Origin of the sequence: Bradyrhizobium sp. CCBAU 11430, assembly GCF_028128855.1 — a bacterium.
GTDB lineage: Bacteria > Pseudomonadota > Alphaproteobacteria > Rhizobiales > Xanthobacteraceae > Bradyrhizobium > Bradyrhizobium ottawaense.
This window is the reverse complement of the sequence record NZ_LBJV01000007.1, coordinates 383,024-409,500: the sequence shown is the minus strand read 5'-3', so window position 1 is coordinate 409,500 and position 26,477 is coordinate 383,024. Positions and strand designations below refer to the sequence as shown.

At 63.5% G+C, this 26,477-nt stretch carries 31 protein-coding genes; 15 read left to right on the top strand and 16 right to left on the bottom strand.

Annotation, left to right across the window (positions count from 1 at the left end; translation table 11 throughout):
• Nucleotides 1–46 precede the first annotated feature (46 nt).
• Nucleotides 47–1,231: a DUF2865 domain-containing protein gene (locus XI04_RS06635; protein ID WP_097668068.1), complete on the top strand. Its 1,185-nt coding sequence runs from the start codon at nucleotides 47–49 to the stop codon at nucleotides 1,229–1,231.
• Nucleotides 1,232–1,445: 214 nt separating this feature from the next.
• On the opposite strand, the gene XI04_RS06630 is transcribed toward XI04_RS06635, so the two are convergent.
• On the bottom strand, nucleotides 1,446–2,351 hold the full coding sequence (locus tag XI04_RS06630) for a DUF2189 domain-containing protein (protein WP_038970985.1): 906 nt from the start codon (nucleotides 2,349–2,351) through the stop codon (nucleotides 1,446–1,448).
• Between the two features lie 531 nt (nucleotides 2,352–2,882).
• Here XI04_RS06630 and XI04_RS06625 point away from each other — a divergent pair.
• From XI04_RS06625 to XI04_RS06605, 5 genes are all read left to right on the top strand, one after another.
• Nucleotides 2,883–3,716, top strand: a complete 834-nt coding sequence (locus tag XI04_RS06625) for a cytochrome c oxidase subunit II (protein WP_028145275.1) — start codon at nucleotides 2,883–2,885, stop codon at nucleotides 3,714–3,716.
• Between the two features lie 79 nt (nucleotides 3,717–3,795).
• On the top strand, nucleotides 3,796–5,574 hold the full coding sequence (locus XI04_RS06620; protein WP_038946291.1) for a cbb3-type cytochrome c oxidase subunit I: 1,779 nt from the start codon (nucleotides 3,796–3,798) through the stop codon (nucleotides 5,572–5,574).
• Complete coding sequence (locus XI04_RS06615) at nucleotides 5,571–6,275, top strand: cytochrome c oxidase subunit 3 (protein ID WP_097668067.1); 705 nt, start codon at nucleotides 5,571–5,573, stop codon at nucleotides 6,273–6,275. Before XI04_RS06620 ends, XI04_RS06615 begins: the two co-directional genes overlap by 4 nt.
• A 14-nt stretch (nucleotides 6,276–6,289) precedes the next feature.
• Nucleotides 6,290–7,012 (top strand): heme-copper oxidase subunit III family protein, encoded by a 723-nt coding sequence (locus tag XI04_RS06610; protein WP_028145278.1) that lies wholly within the window; start codon nucleotides 6,290–6,292, stop codon nucleotides 7,010–7,012.
• Nucleotides 7,013–7,021: 9 nt separating this feature from the next.
• Nucleotides 7,022–7,414 carry a cytochrome C oxidase subunit IV family protein gene (locus XI04_RS06605; RefSeq protein ID WP_028145279.1) on the top strand — a complete coding sequence of 131 codons (393 nt, stop codon included), beginning with the start codon at nucleotides 7,022–7,024 and terminating at the stop codon, nucleotides 7,412–7,414.
• 23 nt (nucleotides 7,415–7,437) lie between these two features.
• On the opposite strand, the gene XI04_RS06600 is transcribed toward XI04_RS06605, so the two are convergent.
• From XI04_RS06600 to XI04_RS06590, 3 genes are read right to left on the bottom strand one after another with little or no spacing between them, the layout of a single operon-like run.
• Entirely contained in the window at nucleotides 7,438–9,195 is a 1,758-nt protein-coding gene (locus XI04_RS06600; RefSeq protein WP_097668066.1) for an NAD+ synthase, read from the bottom strand.
• Nucleotides 9,196–9,211: 16 nt separating this feature from the next.
• Nucleotides 9,212–9,565, bottom strand: a complete 354-nt coding sequence (locus XI04_RS06595) for a diacylglycerol kinase (RefSeq protein WP_028145281.1) — start codon at nucleotides 9,563–9,565, stop codon at nucleotides 9,212–9,214.
• 4 nt (nucleotides 9,566–9,569) lie between these two features.
• Entirely contained in the window at nucleotides 9,570–10,958 is a 1,389-nt protein-coding gene (locus tag XI04_RS06590; RefSeq protein ID WP_028145282.1) for a class II 3-deoxy-7-phosphoheptulonate synthase, read from the bottom strand.
• A gap of 180 nt (nucleotides 10,959–11,138) precedes the next feature.
• On the opposite strand from XI04_RS06590, the gene XI04_RS06585 reads away from it, so the two are divergent.
• Both XI04_RS06585 and XI04_RS06580 read left to right on the top strand, forming a co-directional pair.
• Nucleotides 11,139–12,035: an alpha/beta hydrolase family protein gene (locus XI04_RS06585; protein WP_097668065.1), complete on the top strand. Its 897-nt coding sequence runs from the start codon at nucleotides 11,139–11,141 to the stop codon at nucleotides 12,033–12,035.
• A gap of 1,251 nt (nucleotides 12,036–13,286) precedes the next feature.
• Nucleotides 13,287–13,490 (top strand): hypothetical protein, encoded by a 204-nt coding sequence (locus XI04_RS06580; protein ID WP_131233226.1) that lies wholly within the window; start codon nucleotides 13,287–13,289, stop codon nucleotides 13,488–13,490.
• Between the two features lie 159 nt (nucleotides 13,491–13,649).
• Here XI04_RS06580 and XI04_RS06575 read toward each other — a convergent pair whose 3' ends face one another.
• From XI04_RS06575 to XI04_RS06550, 6 genes are all read right to left on the bottom strand, one after another.
• Nucleotides 13,650–13,913: a hypothetical protein gene (locus XI04_RS06575; RefSeq protein ID WP_028145286.1), complete on the bottom strand. Its 264-nt coding sequence runs from the start codon at nucleotides 13,911–13,913 to the stop codon at nucleotides 13,650–13,652.
• A 201-nt stretch (nucleotides 13,914–14,114) separates the two neighbouring features.
• Nucleotides 14,115–14,696, bottom strand: coding sequence for a TIGR00645 family protein (locus XI04_RS06570; protein WP_028145287.1), 582 nt, complete (start codon nucleotides 14,694–14,696; stop codon nucleotides 14,115–14,117).
• 33 nt (nucleotides 14,697–14,729) lie between these two features.
• Nucleotides 14,730–15,365 (bottom strand): TerC family protein, encoded by a 636-nt coding sequence (locus XI04_RS06565; RefSeq protein ID WP_028145288.1) that lies wholly within the window; start codon nucleotides 15,363–15,365, stop codon nucleotides 14,730–14,732.
• Complete coding sequence (locus XI04_RS06560) at nucleotides 15,362–15,721, bottom strand: hypothetical protein (RefSeq protein ID WP_038946281.1); 360 nt, start codon at nucleotides 15,719–15,721, stop codon at nucleotides 15,362–15,364. Before XI04_RS06560 ends, XI04_RS06565 begins: the two co-directional genes overlap by 4 nt.
• Before the next feature lie 2 nt (nucleotides 15,722–15,723).
• Nucleotides 15,724–16,197, bottom strand: a complete 474-nt coding sequence (locus XI04_RS06555) for a TerB family tellurite resistance protein (RefSeq protein ID WP_271608265.1) — start codon at nucleotides 16,195–16,197, stop codon at nucleotides 15,724–15,726.
• Between the two features lie 358 nt (nucleotides 16,198–16,555).
• A complete protein-coding gene (locus tag XI04_RS06550) occupies nucleotides 16,556–16,936 on the bottom strand; it encodes a nuclear transport factor 2 family protein (RefSeq protein WP_038946279.1) in 381 nt (126 codons plus the stop codon).
• Between the two features lie 139 nt (nucleotides 16,937–17,075).
• Between XI04_RS06550 and XI04_RS06545 the strand changes: the two genes are divergently transcribed.
• From XI04_RS06545 to XI04_RS06535, 3 genes are all read left to right on the top strand, one after another.
• Nucleotides 17,076–17,903: a class II glutamine amidotransferase gene (locus XI04_RS06545; protein WP_212477086.1), complete on the top strand. Its 828-nt coding sequence runs from the start codon at nucleotides 17,076–17,078 to the stop codon at nucleotides 17,901–17,903.
• A gap of 17 nt (nucleotides 17,904–17,920) precedes the next feature.
• Nucleotides 17,921–19,150 carry a carboxylate-amine ligase gene (locus XI04_RS06540; RefSeq protein ID WP_271608266.1) on the top strand — a complete coding sequence of 410 codons (1,230 nt, stop codon included), beginning with the start codon at nucleotides 17,921–17,923 and terminating at the stop codon, nucleotides 19,148–19,150.
• Between the two features lie 63 nt (nucleotides 19,151–19,213).
• Complete coding sequence (locus tag XI04_RS06535) at nucleotides 19,214–19,399, top strand: hypothetical protein (RefSeq protein WP_018319991.1); 186 nt, start codon at nucleotides 19,214–19,216, stop codon at nucleotides 19,397–19,399.
• A gap of 13 nt (nucleotides 19,400–19,412) precedes the next feature.
• Here XI04_RS06535 and XI04_RS06530 read toward each other — a convergent pair whose 3' ends face one another.
• Nucleotides 19,413–19,721: a hypothetical protein gene (locus XI04_RS06530; protein ID WP_240536297.1), complete on the bottom strand. Its 309-nt coding sequence runs from the start codon at nucleotides 19,719–19,721 to the stop codon at nucleotides 19,413–19,415.
• Nucleotides 19,722–20,096: 375 nt separating this feature from the next.
• On the opposite strand from XI04_RS06530, the gene XI04_RS06525 reads away from it, so the two are divergent.
• Nucleotides 20,097–21,242, top strand: a complete 1,146-nt coding sequence (locus XI04_RS06525; protein ID WP_095425952.1) for a hypothetical protein — start codon at nucleotides 20,097–20,099, stop codon at nucleotides 21,240–21,242.
• Nucleotides 21,243–21,255: 13 nt separating this feature from the next.
• Here XI04_RS06525 and XI04_RS06520 read toward each other — a convergent pair whose 3' ends face one another.
• Together XI04_RS06520 and XI04_RS06515 are read right to left on the bottom strand one after the other, a co-directional pair.
• Nucleotides 21,256–21,459, bottom strand: a complete 204-nt coding sequence (locus tag XI04_RS06520) for a hypothetical protein (RefSeq protein WP_049824288.1) — start codon at nucleotides 21,457–21,459, stop codon at nucleotides 21,256–21,258.
• A 38-nt stretch (nucleotides 21,460–21,497) separates the two neighbouring features.
• Nucleotides 21,498–21,941, bottom strand: coding sequence for a hypothetical protein (locus tag XI04_RS06515; protein WP_271608268.1), 444 nt, complete (start codon nucleotides 21,939–21,941; stop codon nucleotides 21,498–21,500).
• A 366-nt stretch (nucleotides 21,942–22,307) separates the two neighbouring features.
• Here XI04_RS06515 and XI04_RS06510 point away from each other — a divergent pair, with 366 nt between their 5' ends.
• Both XI04_RS06510 and XI04_RS06505 read left to right on the top strand, forming a co-directional pair.
• Nucleotides 22,308–22,637 (top strand): hypothetical protein, encoded by a 330-nt coding sequence (locus tag XI04_RS06510; RefSeq protein WP_240536299.1) that lies wholly within the window; start codon nucleotides 22,308–22,310, stop codon nucleotides 22,635–22,637.
• Between the two features lie 36 nt (nucleotides 22,638–22,673).
• A complete protein-coding gene (locus tag XI04_RS06505) occupies nucleotides 22,674–22,823 on the top strand; it encodes a hypothetical protein (RefSeq protein ID WP_154694136.1) in 150 nt (49 codons plus the stop codon).
• A 20-nt stretch (nucleotides 22,824–22,843) separates the two neighbouring features.
• Here the strand turns inward: XI04_RS06505 and gor are convergent, their stop codons facing one another.
• From gor to rpiA, 3 genes are read right to left on the bottom strand one after another with little or no spacing between them, the layout of a single operon-like run.
• A complete protein-coding gene (gor, locus tag XI04_RS06500) occupies nucleotides 22,844–24,232 on the bottom strand; it encodes a glutathione-disulfide reductase (RefSeq protein ID WP_095425860.1) in 1,389 nt (462 codons plus the stop codon).
• A gap of 46 nt (nucleotides 24,233–24,278) precedes the next feature.
• Entirely contained in the window at nucleotides 24,279–24,821 is a 543-nt protein-coding gene (locus XI04_RS06495) for a DUF2059 domain-containing protein (RefSeq protein ID WP_028145297.1), read from the bottom strand.
• Between the two features lie 2 nt (nucleotides 24,822–24,823).
• The gene (rpiA, locus tag XI04_RS06490) at nucleotides 24,824–25,549 is read right to left on the bottom strand and encodes a ribose-5-phosphate isomerase RpiA (RefSeq protein ID WP_038946268.1); all 726 of its coding nucleotides are present in this window, start codon (nucleotides 25,547–25,549) and stop codon (nucleotides 24,824–24,826) included.
• A 169-nt stretch (nucleotides 25,550–25,718) separates the two neighbouring features.
• On the opposite strand from rpiA, the gene XI04_RS06485 reads away from it, so the two are divergent.
• A complete protein-coding gene (locus XI04_RS06485; protein WP_271608270.1) occupies nucleotides 25,719–26,408 on the top strand; it encodes an HAD family hydrolase in 690 nt (229 codons plus the stop codon).
• The last annotated feature ends 69 nt before the right edge of the window (nucleotides 26,409–26,477 follow it).

Sequence of the window (26,477 nt, the reverse complement as noted above, 5' to 3'; positions counted from 1 at the left end):
AAGTCACTTCAGCGTCCAAGTCACATTGGGCCATGACCTCGCTAGAATGGCGGATATGCCTGAATTCCTATCCCTCTCCCGTGCTCGCTTGCTTCTTGCCTGTACCGTGCTCTTGAGCACGGCCGTGCTCGTCACCGGCGCTCTCGCGCAGGCCGGTCCGCCCGGACCGCCGCCTCAGCCCGGTCAGAACGGACTCGGGCCCAATCCGATGTGCGTGCGTTTGGAAGGCCAGCTCGCGGCGCTGGACCGCGGCGGCGGTGGTGACCCCGCGCGCGAAGACCAGATCCGCCGTTATCAGGATTCCCAGGCCAAGCAGCAGGCCGAACTCGACCGGGTCACCATGCAGGCCAAGCGCATGGGCTGCGATTCCTCCGGCTTCTTCTCGCTGTTCAACGGCCAGTCGGCCCAATGCGGACCGGTCAACACCCAGATCCAGCAGATGCGCGCCAATCTGGACCAGATCACCGGCAATCTCGAGCGCCTGCGCGGCGGCGGCGGCTTCAGCCCGGAGCGCGACAGTCAGCGCCGCTCGGTGCTGGTTGCGCTGGCGCAGAACAATTGCGGCCCGCAATATGCCAACGCCGTGCAGTCACAAGGCGGCGGCAACTTCCTCAGCAATCTGTTCGGCGGCAACAACGCGGGCAATCCGCAAGGTGTGCCGCCGTCCGATCTCGGCCCGCCATCCGGCACCTACCGCACCGTGTGCGTGCGCACCTGCGACGGCGCCTATTTCCCGGTCTCGTTTGCAACGGTGCCGGCGCGCTTCCCCGACGACGAGAAGACCTGCAAGGCGCTCTGCCCGGCCGCGGAAGCCGTGCTCTACACCCATCGCAATCCCGGCGAAGACATGAACTCCGCGGTCTCGGTCAGCGGCCAGCCCTACACGGCGCTGCCGACCGCCTTCAAATTCCGCAGCGAGTTCAACCCGTCCTGCTCCTGCAAGGCCGCAGGACAGACCTGGGCGGACGCATTGAAATCAGCCGACGACAAGGCGGCAGCCGAGCAGCAGGGCGATATCATCGTCACCGAAGAGAGCGCCAAGAAGATGCAGCAGCAGCGGCTCAACAAGGGCACGCCTGCGAACGCCAAGAAGGGCGCAGCCCCCGCGCCGGCGACGGCGAATGCACCGGCCGCGACGCCGCCGGCAGATACCGGCACGGCAGCATCGAGTTCGGAGAACAAGCCGATCCGCTCGGTCGGGCCGACCTTCCTGCCGCAGCAGCAGAAGTAAATCACCTTTTGCTCAACTGTCATGCCCCGCGACCCGGCTACGCCAAGGCTTCGCCGGGGTTTGAGGTCTTGGCGCGCCGAAGCTTCAGCGTAGGCGGCAAGCGGGGCATCCAGTACTCCGTGTCGACACTTGGCTCGCACCGGCAGCGCCGCGGCGTACTGGATCATCCGCTTTCGCGAATGATGACAACAATCAATGGGCGCAATCGCCCGTCTCACTCACGCTCGCGGCTCCACGGGAAGAGATTGGCCGGAAAGTCCGCTGCGTAGCGCCTTCCCTTCGTGGGCGGCGGCGGCGCGTCCGGTGGATTCGGATTCGGCTCGACCACCCGCCGATAGAGGTGCCAGGTGGCATGGCCAAGCACCGGCAGAACGACAGCGAGACCGACGAAGAGCGGTACCGAGCCGATCACGAGTAGCACCGCGACGATGAGGCCCCATCCGGCCATCGCAACCGGGTTCGCCGCTACTGCTCGGAGCGAGGTACGGATCGCGTCGATCGCAGTCGCATGCCGGTCGAGCATCAACGGAAACGACACGACGCTGACACACAAAGCCACAACCGCAAACAGGAAGCCGACACCGCAACCGACGATGATGAGCGACCAGCCTTCCGGTGTCGTCAGCACGCGCGTTGCGAAGTCGGGAATGCTTGCGGCCGCCGCATGACCGAAGATTGAGACATAGATTGCGTTCGCGACACCGATCCAGGCCCCGAACAGGACCAGCAGGAGCACGCCGAGTTCTACCATGGCCCCGAACGACGGTGCGCGCAGCACCTTGACCGCATCCCATGCAGCGACCTCCTCGCCGCGCTCACGACGCCGGCTGAGTTCGTAGAGACCGATCGCGGCAAACGGGCCAATCAAGGCAAAGCCGGCGGCCAGTGGAAATAGCAGCGGCAGCACCGAATAGCCGAGAACCATCCTGAACAGGACGAGACCGAGAACGGGATAAATCACGCACACGACGATCGCGTGACTCGGCATCGCCTGGAAATCTTCCCAACCCAGGCGCAGGGCCTCGGTCAGATCGGACAGGCTGATCTTGCGAATGGGATAGGAGGCCGCTTCGCCGAATACGTGCCGCCTGATGATGTCGTGGGAGTACAGAGTGGCCATGAACGGACCCTCCCGTGCTGAAAATCGCGGTTTCGATAACACGCGCTTTCCAGCCACGCGTGTCCGCCTGATGAGCAGGAAACGCGATGGGTCGAGTACGGCAACTCAGGTTCAGCGAACGAGCCTGGCCGGACGGAACCCGTCGCGACCTGCCTCGCAAAGTTTAGCGCTTGCGGCGCAAAGCTGCACTCACGGTTGAGTGAATTGTGCACCAGCACGGATTTGTGCGTTGCATCACCCAGACCCAACATGCGCGCCAGATGCTTCGTCGGCTTGCCAGCACGGCGATCACCCCACGTCGGGCACCTACCATTGCGCTATTGACGCCGGGTTAGGCTGGTATCATTTTAGAAGCAGACGCCCTTAGAGTTGATGGTCGCGAACATTCTCTTGATTTCGCGGCCGGTGGAATGGGCGAGGCAAGAGGCCGCGATGGCATAAGTGCCAACCGAGAAAGGCCAGCCATCGCGACAGACATGAGCTCCGCCCTGGATTCGTATCCGTAGCCTTTGATGGCAAGGATGGATCAGGATGGCTGTCGCACTGATACTGCTTCTGGTCGCGATCGGCTCGGTGCTGTTTCACCTCTACAGCCCATGGTGGTGGACGCCGATCGCCACGAACTGGGCCTATATCGACCACACCATCAACATCACGTTCTGGATCACGGGCTTTGTTTTCGTCGCCGTAATCGCCTTCATGGCCTATTGCGTCTTCCGCTTTCACCACAAAGAGGGAAGACGGGCTGATTACAATCCCGAGAACAAAAAGCTCGAATGGTGGCTGAGCGTCGGGACCGGAATCGGTGTCGCGGCCATGCTGGCGCCCGGCCTCGTGGTCTGGCATCAGTTCGTGACCGTGCCTGCGGACGCCACCGAGGTCGAGGTCATGGGCCAGCAATGGCAATGGAGCTTCCGCCTTCCGGGCAAGGACGGGCGGCTCGGCACATCCGATGTCCGCAACATCGCTTCCGACAATCCGATGGGACTCAATCGCGACGATCCGCATGCGCGGGACGACGTCGTGATCGAGAACGGCGACCTGCACCTTCAACTGGGAAAGCCGGTCAAGGTTCTGCTCCGCTCGGTTGATGTCCTGCACGATTTCTACGTGCCCGAATTCCGAGCCAAGATGGACATGGTTCCAGGCATGGTGACTTACTTCTGGATCACGCCGATCCGAACCGGAACGTTCGACGTTCTCTGTGCGGAGCTTTGTGGCGCGGCTCACTATCAGATGCGGGCCAAGGTCATCATCGACGAAGAGCGTGAATATCACGCTTGGCTGGAGCAACAGAAGACGTTTGCAGAATTGTCGCCGGCAAACACCGTCGTGAAGGCGGCATATCAATCCGGCGGCAAGTAGCAAGGCGCCGCCGCGAAGATGAATCGGGTGCGTGAGACCAACTCGTCGCCCCCGATGGAAACGACCGAGGAGGTTCTCTATGGTCGATATTCCATATGAAGGGATCGCTGGCGCGCCGCCTGCCGAAGTACCCGATGTCGAGCTCTATCATCCGAGGAGCTGGTGGACACGGTATGTCTTCTCGCAGGACGCCAAGGTGATCGCCATTCAGTACTCGCTGACGGCCTCGGCCATCGGGCTGGTGGCCCTGGTGCTGTCGTGGCTGATGCGACTGCAGCTGGGATTCCCCGGCACGTTCTCTTTCATCGATGCCAACCAGTACCTCCAGTTCATCACCATGCACGGCATGATCATGGTGATCTACCTGCTCACCGCGTTGTTCCTCGGCGGCTTCGGCAACTACCTGATCCCGCTGATGGTTGGCGCCCGGGACATGGTCTTCCCTTATGTGAACATGCTGAGCTACTGGGTCTATCTGCTCGCAGTGCTGGTGCTGGCCTCGACATTCTTCGTGCCTGGCGGCCCCACCGGCGCCGGCTGGACGCTGTACCCGCCGCAAGCAATCCTCTCCGGAACGCCCGGGCAGGATTGGGGCATCATTCTCATGATGTCGTCCCTGATCCTATTCATCATCGGCTTCACGATGGGCGGGCTGAATTATGTGGTCACGGTGCTCCAGGCGCGCACCCGCGGCATGACCTTGATGCGCCTGCCCCTGACGGTGTGGGGGATTTTCACGGCGACGGTCATGGCGCTCTTGGCATTCCCTGCGCTCTTCGTTGCCTCGGTCATGCTGCTGCTCGACCGTCTGCTGGGCACCAGCTTCTTCATGCCCTCGCTGGTCGAGATGGGCCAGCTGTCGAAATATGGTGGCGGCAGCCCGCTGCTCTTCCAGCACCTGTTCTGGTTCTTCGGCCATCCCGAGGTCTACATCGTCGCCCTCCCCGCCTTCGGCATCGTCTCCGATCTGATCAGCACCCATGCGCGCAAGAACATCTTCGGCTACCGCATGATGGTCTGGGCAATCGTGGCCATCGGCGCGCTCAGCTTCGTCGTATGGGCGCACCACATGTATGTGAGCGGCATGTTCCCGCAATTCGGGTACTTCTTCGCCACCACGACGCTCATCATCGCCATTCCCACCGCGATCAAGGTCTACAACTGGGTGCTGACCCTGTGGCGCGGCGACATTCATCTCCGGGTGCCGATGCTGTTCGCCCTCGGCTTCATCATCACCTTCGTGAACGGCGGGCTCACCGGCCTCTTCCTCGGCAACGTCGTCGTGGACGTGCCCCTCTCCGACACCATGTTCGTAGTCGCGCATTTCCACATGGTGATGGGCGTGGCGCCGATCATGGTCGTGCTGGGTGCGATTTATCACTGGTACCCCAAGGTCACGGGGCGAATGTACAATGACGCACTCGGCAAGTTTCACTTCTGGGTCACTTTCCTCGGCGCCTACCTGATCTTCTTCCCCATGCACTATCTTGGACTGCTCGGGGTTCCGCGCCGGTATTTCGAACTCGGAGATACGTCGTTCATCCCGTCCTCGGCCCATTCACTGAACGCCTTCATCTCCGTGGTGGCCTTGACCGTCGGCTTCAGCCAGATGGTGTTCCTGTTCAATCTTGCCTGGAGCCTGTTCAAAGGTGAGGCCTCAGGCGGCAATCCGTGGCGGGCGACGACGCTGGAATGGCAGACGCCGGAGACCCCTCCCGGGCATGGCAACTGGGGCAAGGAGCTGCCGGTCGTCTACCGCTGGGCCTATGACTACAGCGTACCCGGCGCCGAGGAGGACTTCATTCCGCAGAACCAGCCGCCGCGCGCGACGCACGTCGTTCAAGGAGCTGCTTCGTGAGTGCCGTCATCCTGTTCGTGGCTGTGATCGCGGTCGTCGCCGGATGGTGGCTGTCGCAGCAGCGGCTGACGGCCAGGCCCTGGCTGGAGGAAGGTCCGGCCGGTGACTTCCCCGGCGGCGACGCCATGACCTGGCCGGCAGCGAAGATCGGACTTGGCGTGTTTCTCGCCGTCGCGAGCGCATTGTTCGTCCTCTTCATCAGCGCCTACTCGATGCGCATGAACGTGGTGGACTGGCGGGCGCTGCCTGTGCCGCGGCTGCTGTGGTTCAACACGGGGGTCCTGGTCCTGAGCAGCATCGCGCTGCAATGGTCCTACGTGGCCGCGCGCCGAGACGACGCTGAAGGCGTCATGATCGGCCTGCTCGCGGGCGGCGCAGCTGCCGTGATCTTCCTCGGCGGACAGCTTCTGGCCTGGCAACAGCTCGGTGCGGCCGGATATTTCGTGGCGTCCAATCCGGCGAACTCCTTCTTCTACCTGTTGACCGCAGTGCACGGGCTGCATCTGACGGGCGGTCTGGTGGCTTTGGGCCGAACCTCGACCAAGATGTGGCGTGGCGCCAGGATCGCCGACATGCGCTTGAGCGTGGAGCTGTGCGCCATCTACTGGCACTTCCTGCTGCTGGTCTGGCTTGTGCTGCTCGGTCTTCTCACGGGCTGGACCGACGATTTCGTCGACGTCTGTCGCCGATTGCTGAGCTAGGGAGGCGTGACCAGATGGCCGAAACCGTGCTGACAAATCCGGGCCAATCGACTGCGGAGCTTGAAGGCTGGCGCGGCATCGCCGCCGACTGGGCGTCCGATCAGCGCGCCTTCAAGAACGTGTCCTGGGGCAAGGCCATGATGTGGATCTTCCTCCTCAGCGACACCTTCATCTTCAGCTGCTTCCTGCTCTCCTACATGACGGCGCGCATGTCGACGACCGTGCCCTGGCCGAATCCCAGCGAAGTCTTCGCCCTCAATATCGGCGGCAACCACATCCCCCTGATCCTGATCGCCATCATGACCTTCGTGCTGATCAGCAGCAGCGGAACGATGGCGATGGCGGTCAATTTCGGCTACCGCCGCGATCGCGTGAGAACCGCAATCCTGATGCTGGTCACAGCGGCATTTGGCGCAACATTCGTCGGAATGCAGGCGTTCGAATGGACCAAGCTGATCATGGAGGGCGTTCGCCCCTGGGGCAATCCATGGGGCGCGGCACAGTTTGGCTCCAGCTTTTTCATGATCACGGGTTTCCACGGCACTCACGTGACGATCGGCGTGATCTTCCTGATCGCGATCGCGCGAAAAGTCTGGCGGGGAGACTTCGATGTCGAGAGGCGCGGCTTTTTCACAAGCCGCAAGGGGTATTACGAGATCGTCGAGATCACGGGCCTGTACTGGCACTTCGTCGATCTCGTGTGGGTGTTCATCTTTGCATTCTTCTATCTTTGGTGAGGTCGGCGCATGACAAACGCGACAATACATATGGAAGGACAGCTCCACGCTCCGGCGCATGGCGCAGTCGCAACAGGAGCCGTTCACGCCAAGGGTCAACAGCACCCGATCAAGCTCTACCTCGTGGTCTGGGGCTGGTTGTTTGTCCTCAGCACGTGCTCCTACCTCGTCGACTACTTTGGCCTGCACGGCTACCTGAGGTGGTCGCTGATCCTGCTGTTCATGATGTTGAAGGCCGGCCTGATCGTCGCCGTCTTCATGCACATGGCCTGGGAGCGACTGGCCTTGGCCTATGCAATCCTGCTGCCGCCGATCGCGGTATTGGTATTTGTGTCGATCATGGTGCTCGAATCCGAATACACCCACTTGCTTCGGGTGCTGTTCTTCGCAACCCCGTCGTAGCACCGGCAGGCCAGTCTCCAACCTCACCCCTCGAACGCGTCGATCGACGCCTTGCTGCCGCGCGAGACCAGCGTCTCGTCCCCGGCGGGCAGCCCCTCGCCCTTGTCGCGAAAGCGGTTGGTGATGGGATAGCGGCGGTCGCGGCCGAAATTCCTCGGCGTCACCTTCACGCCGGGCGCGGCCTGGCGGCGCTTGTATTCGGCGACGTTGAGCAGATGGTCGATGCGGGTGACCGTTTCGCGATCGAAACCGGCCGCGATGATCTGATCCAGCGGCTGCTCGCGCTCGACAAGACGCTCCAGGATGGCATCGAGCACCTCATAGGGCGGCAGCGAATCCTGGTCGGTCTGGTTCTCGCGCAGCTCTGCGCTCGGCGGCCGTGTGATGATGTCGGGCGGGATCACCTCGCCCGCCGGCCCGAGCGCGCCATCGGGCTTCCAGCCGTTGCGCAGGCTCGCCAGCCGAAACACCTGCGTCTTGTAGATGTCCTTGATCGGGTTGAAGCCGCCGTTCATGTCGCCATAGAGCGTGGCGTAGCCGACCGACATTTCGGACTTGTTGCCTGTCGTCACCACCATCAACCCGGTCTTGTTGGAGATCGCCATCAGGAGCGTGCCGCGGCTGCGGGCCTGGAGGTTCTCCTCGGTGATATCAGGCGGCAGATTCTTGAAAAGGCCCGAGAGGATGGTCTCAAAGCCGGTCACAGCCTCTGCGATCGGCAGCACCTCATAGCGGATGCCGAGATGGCCGGCGAGCTCGCCCGCATCGGCGATCGAGTGTGCTGCGGTGTAGCGATACGGCAGCATCACGCCATGCACCTGATCGGCACCGAGCGCATCGACCGCGATCGCCGCGCAGAGAGCCGAGTCGATGCCGCCGGAAATGCCGAGCAGTACGCCGGGAAAACCGTTCTTGGCGACATAGTCGCGCAGGCCCAGCACGCAGGCGGCGTAGTCGGCCTTGTCGCCCTCGGGTTGCTCGGCGATCGGTCCCGTGCAGCGCCAATCGTCGCCGTTGCGGATGAAGCGCAGCGTGACGATGCTCTCCTCGAAGGACGGCAATTGCGCCGCGAGCGAAAGATCGCCGTTGAGCGCGAAGGAGGCGCCGTCGAACACCAGTTCGTCCTGGCCGCACACCTGGTTGAGATAGACCAGCGGCAGCGCGCTTTCGGTCACGCGCGCCACCGCGACCGACAGGCGCACGTCGTTCTTGTCGCGGGCGTAAGGCGAGCCGTTCGGCACCAGGATGATCTCGGCGCCGGTCTCGGCCAGCGTCTCGACCACGTTCTCGTAATCCTCGGACTCTTCCAGCCAGATGTCCTCGCAGATGGGGACGCCGATGCGCACGCCGCGCACGGTCACAGGCCCCGCCGCCGGGCCGCGCGCAAACAGCCGCTTCTCGTCGAACACGCCGTAGTTTGGCAGATTGCATTTGAAGCGAAGTGCGGCGATGCGGCCGCCGTCGAGCAGCGCGCAGGCATTGTAGAGTTTGCCGTCTTCGACCCAGGGCGTGCCGACCAGCATGGCCGGCCCGCCATCGGCGGTCTCTCGGGCCAGTGCCTCGATCGCGGCGCGGCAGGCCGCCTGGAAAGCAGGCTTCTGCACGAGGTCCTCCGGCGGATAGCCGGCGATGAACAATTCCGGAAACAGCACGAGATCGGCGCCGTCGGCGATGGCTCTCGCGCGCGCATTGCGCGCCTTGGCGGCGTTGCCCTCGATGTCGCCCAGGGTCGGATTGAGCTGGGCGAGCGTGACCGCGAATGCTTTGAGACGTTCGGTCATGGCCGCCGCGCTCCGATCAGATAAATCCCAGTCGCTCGATGATGGCGATGATCCAGAACGCGCCGGCCATCAGCAGCGCGACGCCGACGGCGGCCGAGCCCATGTCCTTGACCCGCCCGATCTGCTTGTCGTGATCCATCGTCAGCCGGTCGGCAAGCTTTTCGATCGCGGTGTTGAGCAGTTCGACCGTCAGGACGAACGCAACCGAACAGACCAGCTCGACCGCGCGCATCGCGGTCGCGCCGATCAACCAGGCCAGCGGCAGCGAGGCGAGGAGCGCAAAAATCTCCTCGCGGACGGCCTGCTCCGATCGGAACGCAAAGGCCAGACCGTTACGGGAATTGATCGTGGCCTTCCAGATCCGCAGCAAGATCCTAGAGCCCCGCTGCGGCCGGCATCGGCGTGGCCTTGCCCGCGCGTTCCTGCTTGAGGAGCTCGGCGATCAGGAAAGCCATGTCGATGGATTGCTCGGCATTGAGGCGGGGATCGCAGACCGTGTGATAGCGATCGTTGAGGTCCTCGTCCGTGATCGCGCGGGCGCCGCCGATACACTCGGTGACGTCCTGCCCGGTCATCTCCAGATGCACACCGCCGGCATGGGTGCCTTCGGCGGCATGGATCGTGAAGAAAGACTTCACCTCAGACAGAACCCGGTCGAAGGGGCGCGTCTTGTAGCCCGAGGTCGAGGTGATGGTGTTGCCGTGCATGGGGTCGCACGACCAGACCACCACTTTGCCCTCGCGCTTCACGGTGCGGATCATGTTCGGCAGATGCTCGCCGACCTTGTCCGAGCCGAAGCGGCCGATCAGCGTCAACCGGCCCGGCTCGTTGTCGGGATTGAGCACGTCGATCAGCTTCAACAGCTCGTCGGGCTTGAGCGACGGGCCGCATTTCAGCCCGATCGGGTTCTTGATGCCGCGGAAATATTCGATATGGCCGTGATCGAGCTGGCGGGTGCGGTCGCCGATCCAGATCATGTGGCCGGAGGTCGCGTACCAGTCCCCGGTGGTGGAATCGACGCGGGTCATCGCCTGCTCGTAGCCGAGCAGCAGCGCCTCGTGGCTGGTGTAGAAATCGGTGGCGCGAAGCTCGGGATGGGCCTCGAGATCGAGGCCGCAGGCGCGCATGAAGTTGAGCGCATCCGAGATGCGGTCGGCCAGCTCCTTGTAGCGGCGGGACTGCGGCGAATCCTTGAGGAAGCCGAGCATCCACTGATGCACGCTGCCGAGATTGGCGTAGCCGCCGGTGGCGAAGGCGCGGAGCAGGTTCAGCGTCGCCGCCGACTGGCGATAGGCCATCAGCTGGCGCTGCGGATCGGGCACGCGCGCTTCCTTGGTGAAAGCGATGTCGTTGACGATGTCGCCGCGGTAGCTCGGCAGCTCGACGCCATTGATCTTCTCGGTCGGCGAGGAGCGCGGCTTTGCGAACTGGCCGGCAACGCGCCCGACCTTCACCACCGGCACCGCGCCGGCGTAGGTCAACACCACGGCCATCTGCAGCAGCACGCGGAAGAAATCGCGGATGTTGTTGGCGCCGTGCTCGGCAAAGCTCTCGGCGCAGTCGCCGCCCTGCAGCAGGAAGGCCTCGCCGGCCGCAACGCGCCCCAGCGCCTTCTTCAGGTTGCGCGCCTCGCCGGCGAACACCAGCGGCGGAAAGGTCGCAAGCTGCGCCTCGACGTCGGCCAGGGCCTTGGCGTCGGGATAGTCGGGCACCTGTAGCACCGGCTTGCTGCGCCAGGACTCGGGCGTCCACCGCTCGGACATCGCAATCTCTCCGTGAAGCAAAAAAGTGCAACCTGATCTGGGGGTTGCGAGGGCCGCCTTATACACAGGCTGGCACGACATCGCCAGTTGTAAATCCATTTGGTACTGCAAACCCTTGCGGGGAAAGCCAAATTCGCATTTGCTGGGAGGGCGAGGCAACTGGCAGGATACCTTGCGCCCATGGACGCGGCACTGGACGACGTTTTCATCGACGAGATCAACTTCCCGGCGACCGACGGGTATGCCCTGACCGGCACCCTGTTCCTGCCGCGCGGCACCAAACGCCATGCCGTCCTGATCAACTCGGCAACCGCCGTTCCGCGCAAGATCTACCGGGGCTTTGCCTGCTATCTCGCCCATCGCGGCTGCGCGGTCCTGACCTACGACTATCGCGGCATCGGCGATTCCCGGCTGCCGGCGATGGTCGGCTACAACCAGCCGAAATCGCTGGTCGGCTTCAAGGCCTCGATGTCGGATTGGGCCGCGCTCGACGTCACCGCCGCGGTCAGCTGGATGCGGGAGCGGTACAACACCCTGCCGCTGGCCTATGTCGGCCATTCCTTCGGCGGTCAGGCGCTGGGGCTGATCGCCAACAACAGCGAAATCTCACGCGCCGCCTTCGTGGCCTCGCAGGCCGCGACCTGGCGGCTGATGACCTCGCCGGAGAAATACCGCGTCTTCGCCTTCATGAACCTCATCGGCGTACCGCTCGCCCATACGCTCGGCTATGCCCCCGGCTGGGCCGGCGTCGGCGAGGATCTGCCCAAGGGCGTCTTCCTGCAATGGGCCGATTGGGTCTCGAGCCCCCGTTATCTCTTCGATTCCAAGCTGCCGGCGCTGGAGAATTTTGCGAAGTTCAAGGGCGAGCTGCGGGCGCTGTGCTTCTCAGATGATCCCTGGGCCACGCGGCCGGCGGTCGAGCTGCTCGCGAGCGGGTTCACCGCGATCAAGCCGGAGGTGCTCAACGTCAAGCCGTCCGAGGTTGGCGCCAAGGGAATAGGCCATTTCGGCTTCTTCCGCCCCGAGCACCGCGACACGCTGTGGCGCGGCGTCGCGGAATGGATTCAGGGGGACTGAGACACGCCTTCGCGTCCTCGCGGCGCATCTCGTCCGGGCTTCCGGAATGCCTTCGCGGAGACAGTCTCGATTGCTTGTGCAAAGGCTTCTTGCAATGAGGGCGCGTGTGGCGATCTGCGTCTCTCTCGTGTCCCGGACGCGCTGCAGCGTTCTTACGCTGCTGCGCAGAGCCGGGTCCCAGGAAGCCACGGCACTCGTTGATGCATGGGCCCCGGCTCTGCAGCGCATCGTCGAAGGGACGCTGCGCCGCGTCCGGGGCACGAGACCTTTGTTCAATGACACACATGATTGATCATCCTCGCGGCGCATTTCGCCCGAGCTTTGCTTGATCGCTTCACCCTCACTTGAAAGAGGGCGCAGGGAAGACCGGGCGCCGGCTGGCACCCGCGGTCCACTGTGCGAATTCTGCGTAACAAGAAGCTGCACAGCGGCATACAGGTGAAGCCGTACATCCGGCCTTCCCTGCGCAGTGGGTTTACGGCTTATGTCGTGCTCTCCCCGGGGAGCGTTGCACTATTGCCCCCGTCGCCTTGTAGATGACTGATGCGCGTGCCCGGTCGGGCCGCCACATCACCGCAAGACTTGGCGCACAGACCCCGGGCGCCAGGACGACACGATTTTGCCGTACGCCGATCACACCGGTCGTGTGCGCCAGGTGTTTCGCTCACGGTTGCCCGCCCTGCGGAATCCTTGGCGCCGATGTGACCCACGTCCACCGCCGCCCGGCCCGCGTTCGTGACGATCGCGATACGCCCCTCTTCGTTGGGCCGGGATGCCGCAACACATACGCGATATCCGAATTTCGGTAAAGTGGAATATTTTCGGTGATCAGAGTTGCCCCAGCGCTCGCGTGTTTCGCCCGTCGGCAGCACAAGGTGTTGTAGATATCGTGCCCGGCCGCGGCTCGGGCGTTGCCGTGGAAGCGCTGAAGGCGTGCGATTCCCGACGCACAGCCGCGCCTTCACCGACAAGGAAGCCGCCAAGCTGAAGGCTTCGGGACCGCCGGCGTGCGCCTTGAACCAGGGCGTGGACTCATAATGTTGGGTCGCTATCGTAAAGCGGAAGTCGACCACCTTGACCGTGATCTGCGGCTTGTAACCCCTTGCCGACCTTCTCTACCTGCTTTGCGGTGGTCCGTAGTTTGAGATAGGCTTCGGTCTCAGATGCAACCTTTGGACGAAATCGTTAGTGCGAATGGCACTGAGTAGACATACACTTAAGGGGCTGTTCCTCATATCCTGTCTGATAGGCATGGGGATGATCACCTTCCTTAGGGGGCGCGATCTCTTCCAGCAATTCGGCTTCTCTATCGGCCTCGGTGCGGTTCTGATCATTGCGGGGTCCTCTGTGATCTTCGTCGCTATTGCGATCCGGCAAACCTTAGCGGTTTCGGGAAAACGTCCGCAGGCGATCAATAGACAATCAGATGAGGCTGACTTGGACATGCCTCAATGAGCTTTCCTCGCATCGCTGTTTTCATCGCGACAATTTCTCGGCTGGGGCAGCGGCGCTTCCGCTCCTGACCCATCAGCGACCTCGGAAGCCATCCGCTCCTCGGCCGATGCCGGCGGTAAACCGGACGTCAGGCGGATAGCCGATCAATGAGCAGCGGCCCTACCGGATGATCGTCGTCAGCGACGAGTAACGCCTGTTCGGCTTGGCCTCGCCCGCCGAGAACTGGGCGAACGCGTCGCTGACGCGCGCCGCCGGCGTGGTGCCGTCTGCGAAGCGGAATTCCTTCGGCCGCGGCGCGTAGAAGCTGGCGCGGTAATAGGCGTCGTCGAAGCGCACCTCGCCGACCCCGAACAATGCGTCGCAGGCGAACAGGAGCGCGTAAACTCCCGCGAGCGCAGCGACGACCTCCTTGAGAACTGACATGTTGATGCCCCACCCTTTTGCGGGAAGGATGCATGCCGGTTCCAAAGCCCTGGTTTAAGACCGCGCGGTTCTTGTCCGCAGGGTTTGCCACGGCTGAGCGGATTGCAGACAATTTTATCGATCTCAAAAAAGAGCCCGCCGATCGGACGATCAGGCGGGCTCAGGATTGGCCGCTCGGGAGGTTTCGGACGGCCAGGTTCATCAGCCGTGGCCGGCCTCCTTGCGATGGCCGCTCTCGCTGAGGCGGTCGACCCAGGCGATGCCGATCGCCGAGATGATGAAGGTCAGATGGATCAGCACCTGCCACATCACGCCGGTCTCGGTGAAATTGCTGCGCGTGGTGCCGAGATTGCCGGCCTCGATGAAGGTCCTGAGCAGCGAGATCGAGGAGATGCCGATGATCGCCATCGCGAGCTTGATCTTGAGCACGCTGGCATTGACATGGCTCAGCCATTCCGGCTCGTCGGGATGACCGGTCAGATTCAGGCGGGAAACGAAGGTCTCGTAGCCACCGACGATCACCATGATCAGAAGGTTCGAGATCATGACGACGTCGATCAGCCCGAGCACGACCAGCATGATCTGCTGCTCGCTGGCGTCGAACGAGTGCGCGACCAGATGCCAGAGCTCCTTCAGGAACAGCAGCACATAGACGGCCTGCGCGACGATCAGGCCGACATAGAGCGGCACCTGCAGCCAACGCGAGCCAAAGATGAGCTGCGCAAACAGGCCTAGGCGCGGCGGCTCGGCCTGCGCCGAAGGTGCTTGGGGTTCGGACGTCATGAATTACTCCGGATTGCGGAAAGAGTTGTCGCCTCAGAGACTCGCTATGACCGGCGCGAGCTCGAGCGAGCCCCGATAGATCATCTCGAAGGCGACGTAAATGATGATGGCGAGGCCGATATAGGCGACCCAGCGATGCTTCTGGAGCACCCGGCCAAGCAGATCGGCGGCGACGCCCATCATCGCGACCGACAGCAACAGCCCGAAGACGAGAATGTAGGGATGCTCGCGCGCGGCGCCCGCGACCGCGAGCACGTTGTCCAGCGACATCGAGACGTCGGCGGCGACGATCTGCACCGCGGCCTGACCGAAGGTCTTTCGCTGCACGGCCGCACCATCCGCGCCGCCGCCATGGCCGAACGCCAGCTGCCGCGCATGCGCCTGCTCGCGCAGCTCGCGCCACATCTTCCAGCAAACCCAGAGCAGCAGCACGCCGCCGGCAAGCAACAGGCCGATGACCTGCAGCAACTGGGTCGCGACGCCGGCGAAGACGATGCGCAATGCCGTGGCGGCGGCGATACCGACGATGATGGCGCGGCGGCGCTGCTCGGCCGGCAGTCCCGCTGCGGCGAGGCCGATGACGACGGCATTGTCGCCGGCGAGAACGAGGTCGATCAGGACGACTTGAAGGAGGGCCGTAAGCGCTTCGGGTGTGATGAATTCAGTCATGTTTGATCATTTTTTGGGGCAGACGGATCGAGCCAATGCGGCTTGCGGCGCTCGATCCAGTCGAAGACCTTCGAACGCGACGAGCGCAGCGCAGGCACGTCCTCGGCGAGCAGCGCGAGGCCGAGCGGCAGCATCCAGATGCCGAGCACCGGCAGGATGGAGAGCACACCGCCGACGACCAGCAGCGTGCCCGAGGGGATTCGCACCCAGCGGCTGGACGGCTTGAGCAGATAGGCGAAGGTGTCGCCCATGCGCGGCGGCAAACGGTGGACGAGCTTGTCCAGACGCGGGTCTCCGCCGGCCATCTGACCGGCGCCCTCGGTTTTCGCCGTGCGCTCGTCCGAAACTGTGCTCATGCTTACTCCTTCAAGGCAGCCTGCCGCTCGGCGCCCGCGGCACTCGGCACGATCGGCTTCGCGCGCGGCAGCACCAGTGTCAGCAAGCGCAACAATTTGATCGCCTGCACTTCATGGGGATGGACGTCCTCATCCGCCGCAGCCACGCGCTCCGACAGCTCCATCAGATGGGACGAGAGCGGCAGGTTCGAAACCGGCCGCAGCGTGTCGATCACGACATTGGCAAAATCCGGCTCCTCGAGCCGTTCGGCCAGTTCGTCGAACATCGCGTAGAGCCGTTCTTCCGAAATGTGCGGCGCCAGCTTGCGATCCCTGATGAAGCGGATCACCTCGTCGCGCTCGACCGCCGAAACGCGCCGGTCGGCAACCGCGACCAGCGCGCCCACGATTACCAACGCGGCCGCGGCCTGCTCGTTCAGGCGGGACGGTTCCGTGATCTCGATCTCGATGGGATTTGAGGATTTGGCGTCAGACATCGTTGCTCCCTTAACTTGCGAAATGACCGCACGGAGCTGCGATGGGGACGAATGGTCGGAGAGAACGTACAGAGGCCCGACGATCGGCCGATCCATCGCATTCGCGCGGGACAGGTCATCCGACATCACGAGGTTTGCCGACGTCGTCGGCGTCCTCGCCAGAGGGGCCCGGATTCTTGTTCGTGTCAGAGATAAAGGTGGGCCTGTCGGAATCAAGGCGGCACGGCTGCGACCAGCCGCCGCATCGGTTCCGTGGTCGGGCATCGTGTTCCGGACGCGCTGCGCACCGCTAAGTCGGCGCTGCGCTGCGTCCGAGGCAAGAGGCCACCATTTCGTCGCGCACCTGCATCAACGCGTCTCACCCCACCGGCTCGACCAGATGCGCACGGGATGGCGCGGGATCGAAGCGGTCGCCGAAATATTGCGTCTCGCGCGTCACCAGTCCGTCGTGGAATTCCATGATGCTCACGACATGAGACGGCACCCCGTCATAGCTCAGCACGAATTCACTGACCCAGAGATCGCCGCCGCCAACGATCCGCCGAACCGTGAAGCGCTTCTGGTTCGGCTGCACGAACCTGCTCTCCTGAATGTTCCTGCGACCGCGGATGCGCTCGCCCGACTGCGGATAGTCGAGCACTGCGTCCTCGCGATAGATATCGTGCTCGACCTCGAAATCATTGGCATCCGAGGCGTCCCAATGACGCTGAAGCGCGGCCAATACGGCTTGATCGTTCATCGCGGTCTCCAATTTCGAATTGCCGCATCGTAACACTGAAGCCGCCTCTGGTCGTGATCGCTGCTTGGCGCCGGGAACCACGAGGCCGGCACGTCGGTTAGTGCAGCTCACGACCCATCCGCCGCCTCACAGGAACCCCATGTGCCGCTGGATCGCATACCGAGGCGAGACCACCTCGTTTGAGCCCTATGTCACCGAGCCCGAACATTCGCTGGTCGCGCAAAGCATCCGCTCGCTGCAATCCACGGCGGGCTCGAATGGCGACGGCTTTGGTCTCGGCTGGTACGGCGAGCATCCGGAGCCCGGCCTTTATCGCGAGACCCGCCCTGCCTGGTCGGACGAAAACCTGCGCTACCTCTGCCGGCATCTGCGCTCGCATTTGTTCTTTGCCCATGTGCGCGCCGCCACCGGCACGGCGGTGACGCGGCAGAATTGCCATCCCTTTGCCTGCGGCCGCTGGATGTTCATGCACAACGGATTCGTCGGGAGCTGGAATCGGCTGCGGCGGAAGGTCGAGGCGCTGATCCCCGATGCCTATTATCCGTCGCGGCTGGGCACGACCGACTCGGAAGCCGTGTTCCTGGCGATGATGGGCGCCGGCCTCGACGGCGATCCGCTTGGAGCGACGCGGCACGTGCTGCAAGCCCTCGTCGACCTCGTCAATGAAGGCCAGCTGCGCGAACGGCTGCGCTTCACCAGTGCGATCGCCAACGGCCGGGATCTCTATGCGTTTCGAGTTGCGGTCAACGACGCCGCAAATACGCTTTATTACCGCGAGGACGGCGGCCAGGTCATCGTCGTGTCCGAACCCTTCGACAAGGAATCGGACTGGACCGAAGTGCCGCCAAATCACGCGCTGATCGCGCGCGCGTCCGAAAACGTGAAGATTGTTCCGTTCGACGCGACAATTTGCAGTAGCGCCGACAGGGAACCCGCCCCTACCAGAAGGATTAGTGCCCGCAGGTGATCTTTGCCGGGTGGGATATGACATTTGCTTCAGACGTTTTGAAACTGCTTCGCCTCGATTCCTCGGGCGACAAGCAGAATCTCGTGATTCGCTCCGCTGGCGGCGGCGGCAAGGCGGCTGAATATTCCTTCGGGATCGAGGAGGAATACTTCCTGGCCGATCGTCGCACGTTCGACGTTGCGATCGAAACGCCCAACGAGCTCTTCGAGTCGGCGAACTGGTCGACCGGCGGCCAGGCCATGCGGGAGATGCTGCAATCCCAGCTCGAGGTCGCCACCAACGTCCACGTCGACGTCAACGACGCCCGCGAAGAGCTTCGCTTCCTGCGGCGCGAAGTCGCGAACGTCGCCGCGCAATATGGTTTCGTGATCATGGCCTGCGGCACGCACCCGACCGCGGTCTGGCGCATGTCACAGCCGAGCCCGAAACCGCGCTATGAGGAGATGATCGAGGATCTGCGCAGCATCGGCCATCGCAACATGATGTGCGGCATGCATGTGCACGTCCAGTTGCCCGATCCCGAGAAGCGCATGGCGGTGATGCGGGCGATGCTGCCGCATCTGCCGCTGTTCATCGCGCTGTCCGCCTCCTCACCGTTCTGGAATTCGCACAAGACCGGACTGAAGGGCTACCGGCTTGCCGCCTATTCCGAGCTGCCGCGCACCGGCCTGCCCGAACTGTTCGAGAGCAGGCAGGATTACGACGATTATGTCGGCGCGTTGCAGCGCTCCGGCGTGATTCCCGACGAGAGCCACATCTGGTGGGCGATGCGCCCGTCAATGCGGCATCCGACCCTCGAGCTTCGGGCGCCCGACACCTGCACCTTCGTCGACGACGCCGTCGCCATCGCCTCGCTCTATCGCTGCCTGACGCGCCACCTCTATCTGCGACCGGATCTCTCCAAAGGGGTCACCGCGGTCGAACGCGCAATTGCCGTGGAGAACAAATGGCGCGCCCAGCGCTACGGCACCGATTGCATCTTCGGCTCCAGAGACGGACCGGTCACGATCTCCGAGATGCTCTCCCGAATCATCGACGACACCGCCGGGGACGCCGACGCCCTGGGCTGCGCCGCCGAGATCGAGCATTGCCGCACCATTGTCGACCGCGGCAGCTCGGCCGAATTCCAGCTTCGCGCCTATCGCGAAAGCGGCGACGACATCGCGGCCGTGTCACGATGGATCGCGACATCGACGACTTCAGGGACGAGCGCGCCCATCGGGCGCAGCGCTCCAGCGCCGTCATAGCGCCCGCGCAAGCTTCGCGGACGAGAACGTCATTTCTGAATTTGCTACGCCGTGGGGGAATGCATGACTGACATCGCCTGGTGCGCCGGTTGCGGCCACAGCCTGGTCCCGATCCTGTCCGAGAACGGCCGCGCGCGGCCAAGCTGCTTCTGGTGCGAGGGCGTCGACGCACGGACCATGGAGATGGCAAAGTGGGCTGACAGCCCGGCCGGCAAGCCGGATCGGGCCGCGCCTCACGCCTTTGATTGAGCTGGCCTCTGCGTCAAACCCGCGCCACCACGCGCGGACGGAACACGGAATCCACGGTCGGGGAAAGAGCCGCGACCGGCTTTCGCGTCGGCCGGCGCCGCGGGATGAAGAAATTGTTCACGAGGATCGGCTCGTCATCGCCGAGCGCGATCCGCTCCTTCACGAGCAGGCTCATGACCGAGCGCATCTTGATGACTTCCTGCGCCACGAAGCTGCAATCCTCGTCGCGGTTGATCTGCTCATGCATGATCGCTTCCGCTTCGCGCATGCTCACGCGGAGCGCTCTGATGGTTCTGCGGATTTCGTTGATGCGGTTGTCCATGGCGGCCTCCATCTCGGTCGCAGCATAAGAACAAAACATGAACATTCTGTCAATCACCGCCCTGCCCGGTCGCGACGTTTTCGCTGAATCCCGAAGGCGCCATCGGACCGATCCGGCACCGCCGCCGCTGCACGCGCACTCGCGCCTGCCGACAAATTAGACAGCCCCCTCGCTACGCCGAAAGTGCGCGTCCCTGGTACGCGTCCGACCCATCAGGACAAGCCGTCGATCTAACCCTCCGTGCAGCCACCGGATTTTTCCCGAACGGGCACGCCGGCATCGCGGCGCCAGGCCGGCTTGCTCCTTCGCAAACCAACTGGCCCAAAATTCGCAATGACGGTGCAAGCGAAGCAACGGCGCAGAGCGGAGAACGTCATGAACGTGCATGCTGCGGGCGATCTCAAGACGACCGGCCTCACCCATCCGAATGGCGCGCCGCTCCGCCTCAACACCCAGGACTTCGTCGCAATCGATCGCGACCGGAATGCGAAGTTCGAGGCGACGTATCGTCCGCAAGCGCTCTACAATCGCGCCAATGAAGGCTTTCACGCCAACAACGAGACCTTCCTGCTGCACGAAGTCGCGACCAATCTGCCGATCTACCGTCCCGACACCGGTCCCACCGACTTCCATCTGCATCTGCCGCCCGGCGGCTTTCAGCTCGTGCTGGTCACCTCGGGCGCTTTCACCTTCGACTATGACGGGCGCTTCTACAATGTCGGCCCCGGCGCGGCGATGCTGCAAAGCGCGATCGTGCATCGCCAGTTGTTCTACACCTGGTCGGGCCTGACGACCGAAGAGAATTTGAAGACGCCGCAGACGGTGGTACCGGATCCGGTCTCGATGGGCTATTCGGGCAAATTCCTCGAAGCCTTCATCACCGATCCCACCACCTTTCCGAATCCCACCATCGTCGGTCCCGATCAGATCAACGAAGCCGAAACGCCGCGCGTGGCCTGGAGCCATCCGCTGCACGATCGCCCGGCCAATGCCGGCTTCTGGCTTCAGGATCCGCTGGCGCTGGATGCGTTGTTCAAGCCGCTTTGCGACGGCTCGATCAAGTCAGCGCTGCCGGTTTACGTGCGCGATATCGGCATCGAGGCGCCGAGCGGCCAGCTCGTCACCGGCCACATCATCGCAACCGACCCGCGCGGCGGGTCGCTTCTGCCGAAGAGTACATTGGCATCCGCGGACGCCGCCTCGTTCGCCAAGGGCGAGGTCGTGATCTATCGCGTCATTCGCGGCACGGCCGAATTCAGGACCAAGGCGGGCGAGACCTTCGAGCTCGCGGCCGGCGACGTCGTGACCGCAGGCAAGAGCTCGATCAGCCTCATTGCGGTCGGCGAGAACACGCAGGTGCTCCGGCTCGGCCTTCTCAGGGGTATCGACGACCTTCGCGGCTGGACGCCGACGCAGCGCGACGAGATCGACGGTCTCGCCGGCCAGATCATCACACGGAAGGACATGCGTCCCCTGCGGACCGAAGGCAAGCCGGTCGGATATCTGTACGACCGAGCGTAGAAGGTCCCGTTGGCTATTCCGGGACCCGGCGCCCCGGAAAGGTCAGACAGGCATTGATATCGACAGCCATCTTGTTGCGGTGCGCTTTGTTCAGGAGCGCGTCGCGCTCTGCACCGGGTTCAAGGCGCGCGGCCTGTTCGCGCAATCTCAGTGCATCGGCCGCCAGACGCTCGGCAAGTGAACCCGCCTGATGGATGCGGCTGCGATTCTCTGTCATGACAAATGTCCTTGGTGCCTTGGGAGAGTCGAGGTCGATCAAGCCTGCGCCTTTTTAGGGCGCAGGACCGGCGGGACCGCGCCGTCGAGCCAATCCTCAGTTTCCGCGAGAGCGAGCCAGGCATCGCCCATTCGCCTGTACCGCTTGCGCGCCGCGTCGCTGGGAGCGGTGCCTTCCAGGGTCAGACAGCGTCCGGCATTCTCCCGAAGATGCCGGGACCGACTGACCTGGATCTCCGTGCCGCTCGCGGGATCGGCAGAAGTCTGCCAGGAGTGTCGGCACACAGAACACCGCCATTGATAGACGAACTTGCCTATGGGCAAGTAGGTCGAGTGCACCGGGGCCGCAGCGAGCCGCCCGCACACGCCGCAGCCGACCGTCGCTTGCGACGCGGTCATTTCGCCGTCGTCCTGAACCACTTTCGCGCTCCAGCGGCGTTCAAACTTGCGACAAAGATGCAGGGGATATTGCAAAACGTTCAATGCGCGCCTCCTGTTTCGGCGGGAGCGCTGTAACGTCTCTCGGCCACTAGCGCCTGTCGTGTGTTGTGCTAGCGATACATTCAATGTGGGGTCTCAATCGCCATTCACCAGAGCGCGGCGCCGAAAATACGTTCCCGGCATCCGGCCCGTGGCCATACCCCGACCACACTTCACGTGCCGATGAACGATGCTCCGGCGGGGCTTCCGTTTGAGTGACAGTCTTCCTGCCGTACCAATCCGTGGGACTTAGGAACATATCGCGGCCTCTCCTGTTGCGTCTGCCCATGGATGCATGCGTCCCCGAGATCAGGCCATGGGCGTACGCTCCCTTTCTTCCCTTCCAATATCTTCATCGAAAGTTTTCAGATGCGCATACTGAAGAAACGTTCGCCATCTTTGGCGGCCACGAGCCTTCGCGTTCTTGCAGAAAATCCGGTCGCGTCCGCGATTGCCGCGCCTGTCGCCTTGATGGCCACGGCTGCGGTCGTCAATCGAAAGCTCGCCGACAAGGCTCAACGCGAGAACCCGCCGCAGGGGCGCTTCATCGACATCGACGAACAGTCCGGTCGCCTCCATGAGGAAATCAGGCACAGCAAGATGCGACGCGTCGCGAGAGCGGGTCATATGATCCAACAGTCGGATACGGCCGATTTGATGGCCGCAATCGACGAAGCCGCGGCCGAAACGCTGCATTGATCTGAGAATGTATGAAGCTGTCGGAAAGGAACGACCATGGCCCCGAAAATCAAAGAGCGGACCTGCCCGGCGTGCAGCGGAACGGGCTTTCCTCTGTCCATCAAGGCGGCTTCGCCGGGCCGCAAAGTCTACCCGGTCAAATGCGAGGCCTGCGAAGGCAAGGGAAAGATCACCGAAACCGAGTGAAGTGACTTCGTGAGTAAGGCCTACTCCGCGGCCTGGCGCACGTGGCGCGCGGTCGGGGTGCGCATGGTGACGAGCTCTTCGGCCGCCGTCGGATGCAGCGCGATCGTCGCGTCGAAATCGGCCTTGGTCGCCTTCATCTTCACCGCGATCGCGACGGCTTGCGTGATCTCGGCGGCCGCATCGCCGACGATGTGGCAGCCGAGCACGCGATCGGTCGAGCCGTCGACCACGAGCTTCATCAGCACGCGGGTGTCGCGGCCGGACATCGTCGCCTTGATCGGGCGGAACGAGGTCTTGTAGATGTCGACGTGACTGAACTGCGCGCGCGCTTCAGTCTCGGTGAGACCGACGGTGCCGACCTCCGGCTGCGAGAACACCGCGGTCGGGATGTTGGCGTGGTCGACCTTCACCTCGCGCTTGCCGAACACGGTGTCGGCGAAGGCGTGGCCCTCGCGGATCGCGACCGGCGTCAGGTTGAAGCGATGGGTGACGTCGCCGATCGCGTAGATGCTGTCGACCGAGCTCCTGGAGAAATGATCGACCGCGATGCCGCCATTGTTCGGGTTGATGGCGACGCCGGCATTCTCGAGGCCGAGATTGGCCACCGCCGGATGGCGGCCGATCGCGAACATCACCTGCTCCGAGGCGATGCTCGATCCGTTCGACAAATGCGTGGTGAACTCCTCGCCGTGGCGATCGACCTTGCTCACCGTGCAGCCGGTGAGAATGGTGATGCCCTGCTTCTCCATCTCGGCACGAACGTGGGTGCGAACATCCTCGTCAAACCCGCGAAGGATGTTGTCGCCGCGATAGATCACGGTGACGTCGGAGCCGAATCCGGCGAAGATGCCGGCGAATTCCAGCGCGATGTAGCCGCCGCCCTGGATCACGATCCGCTTCGGCAGCTTCTTCAGGTGGAACGCTTCGTTGGAGGAGATCACGTGCTCGATGCCGGGAATCGACGCGCCGTGGTTGGGCGCGCCGCCGGTGGCGATCAGGATGTATCTTGCGGTGATCTTGCGGTCGTTTTCGAGCAGGCGGACGGTGTGCTTGTCCTCGATCACCGCCCGGCTCTTGACGATCTGCGCGCCCGACTTCTCGACATTGGCGGTGTAGGCCGCCTCCAGCCGCGCGATCTCCTTGTCCTTGTTGGCGATCAGCGTCGGCCAGTCGAAGCTGGCGGGCGGAACGGTCCAGCCGAAACCTGCGGCGTCCTCGAGCTCTTGGCGAAAATGCGAGCCGATCACGAACAGCTTCTTCGGCACGCAGCCGCGGATCACGCAGGTCCCGCCCATGCGGTACTCCTCCGCGATCGTCACGCGGGCGCCGTAACCGGCCGCGATGCGGGCGGCACGCACGCCGCCCGAGCCGCCACCGATGACGAAGAGGTCGACGTCGAATTCAGCCATTGTCCACTCCGACCCCTGTCAGGAAGTCCTGATCAGATAGTGTCTGTCAGATCTCCTTGCCACGCTTGCGCATCTCGGCGCGGAAGGCTCCCATCACGGTCTCGGAGAAGTTCTGGGCCCAGGAGTTCATGAAGGCCATGGACAGGCCGATGGCGCGCGGCTCGGCGTCGATCAGCTTCTTGCCCAGCGGCGACTTGTAGAAGGTGACGAGATCCTTCAGCTCCTGCTCGGTGAACTCGCTGGCATAGATCTGCGCCATGCCGTCGCCAATCTCGTTCTGGCGGCCGTTGAGCTGCTGGGCGACGACGCCGGCAACCTCGTTGAGATCCTTCTGGTAGTTGAGATTCTGCTGGATCAGCGCGATCTTGGTCTTCTCGACCAGGCCCGGCACCGCGCCTTGATACATCGCGGTGGCATTCTTGATCTGCAGAATTTCCCTGGCCGCCGCGACCGCCGCCGGCGTGGCCTTCGGCTGGGCGGGTGCGGCGCCAGCCTTCGGCGCCGCCTGCTGCGCGGCGGCCGGGACGACCGAGAGGGCCAGTCCCACAGCGAGGGTCGCAGCCGGCAAAATCTTCAAAACGCTCTTCATTCCTAGTCTCCTTTCGGCTTACGCCGTTCAATCACGCGAATTCCCTCGCCGCCCGCCAGAACAGCCGAGCTGGCCAAGCCGATGAACAACCCATGCTCGACCACGCCGGGGATCGCGCTCAACGCGCTGGCGAGGCCGGCAGGATCCCCGATCTGTCCGAGCTGGGCATCGACGATCCAGTGGCCGCCGTCGGTGACGAAAACGTGGCCATCCTTGTCCCCGCCCTTGGCCTTGCGGACCGCCATTTGCCCGGAAACGCCGCACTCGGCAAATGCCTTCTCGATCGCACGGCGTGTTGCGCCAAGGCCGAACGGAATGACCTCGATCGGCAGCGGAAATTTGCCGAGCGTCGGCACCCATTTGGTGTCATCTGCAATCACGATCATGCGATCCGAGGCCGCTGCCACGATCTTCTCGCGCAGCAGCGCGCCGCCGCCGCCCTTGATCAGGTTGAGCGCGGGATCGATTTCGTCGGCGCCGTCGATGGTGATGTCGAGATGGTCGATCTCGTCGAGCGTGGTCAGCGGCACGCCGCACCGCGTCGCATCGAGGCGAGTCGCCTCGGAGGTCGGCACGCCGATCACCTTGAGCCCGGCGGCGACGCGCTCGCCGAGCAGCTCGACGAAATGCTTGGCGGTCGAGCCGGTGCCGAGCCCGAGCTGCATGCCGTCCCGCACCTCCTCGAGCGCGCGCGCCGCGGCCTGTCGCTTCAACTGGTCCATATTCACGTTTGCGCCCGCCTCTAAAGTCTCGAACGTGCCGCCGATCGTGGCCGCTTTCGGCGGCCTATGTAGCCTCGTTTTCCGCCGGAGAACAGTGTCTGGGGAACCAGGCTATAAGCTGATCTTATGGCGCCGCCCCTTGCACTGACCTTGCCGGGCCGGTAGCGCTTGGACCATGACCTCCCCTCACACCATCGTCTTCGATCTCGACGGCACGCTTGTGGATACGGCGCCCGACCTGATCACCGCGCTGAATCACGTGCTCGACCGCGAAGGGCTGCCGCCCGTGCCGATGGCCTCGGCCCGCAACATGATCGGCGCCGGCGCCCGCAAGCTGATCGAGCGGGGGCTGGAGGCCGAGGGCCGCACGGTCACCCCCGCCGACATGGACCGGATGACCGCGGATTTCATCGCCTATTACGCCGATCATATCGCGGTCGAATCCCGCCCCTTCGAGGGGCTCGAGGCCGCGCTTGACCATTTTTCCGCGCAGGGCCATCGCCTCGCCGTCTGCACCAACAAGCTGGAATGGCTGTCGAAGCGGTTGCTGGACCAGCTCGACCTCAGTCGCCGCTTCGCGGCGATCTGCGGCGCGGACACCTTTGGCGTCCAGAAGCCCGACCCGACCATCTTTCGTGAAACGGTGGCGCGCGCCGGTGGAGCGGTCAAAGCCAGCATCATGGTCGGCGATGCCGGAACCGATATCGGGGTGGCCCGCCGGGCCGGAGTGCCGGTGATCGGGGTCAGTTTTGGCTACACCGACGTGCCGATCGCCGACCTGAAGCCGGACCGGCTGATCCATCACATGCGTGACCTGCCAGCCGCCGCCAGCAGCCTGATGACGGCAGCTCTATCAAGCTATTGATATGGCGTCGTTATTCCGCGAAATAGCCCCTTAACCATTCATTATTTATGCGCAGCCCGCCGGTTGCCC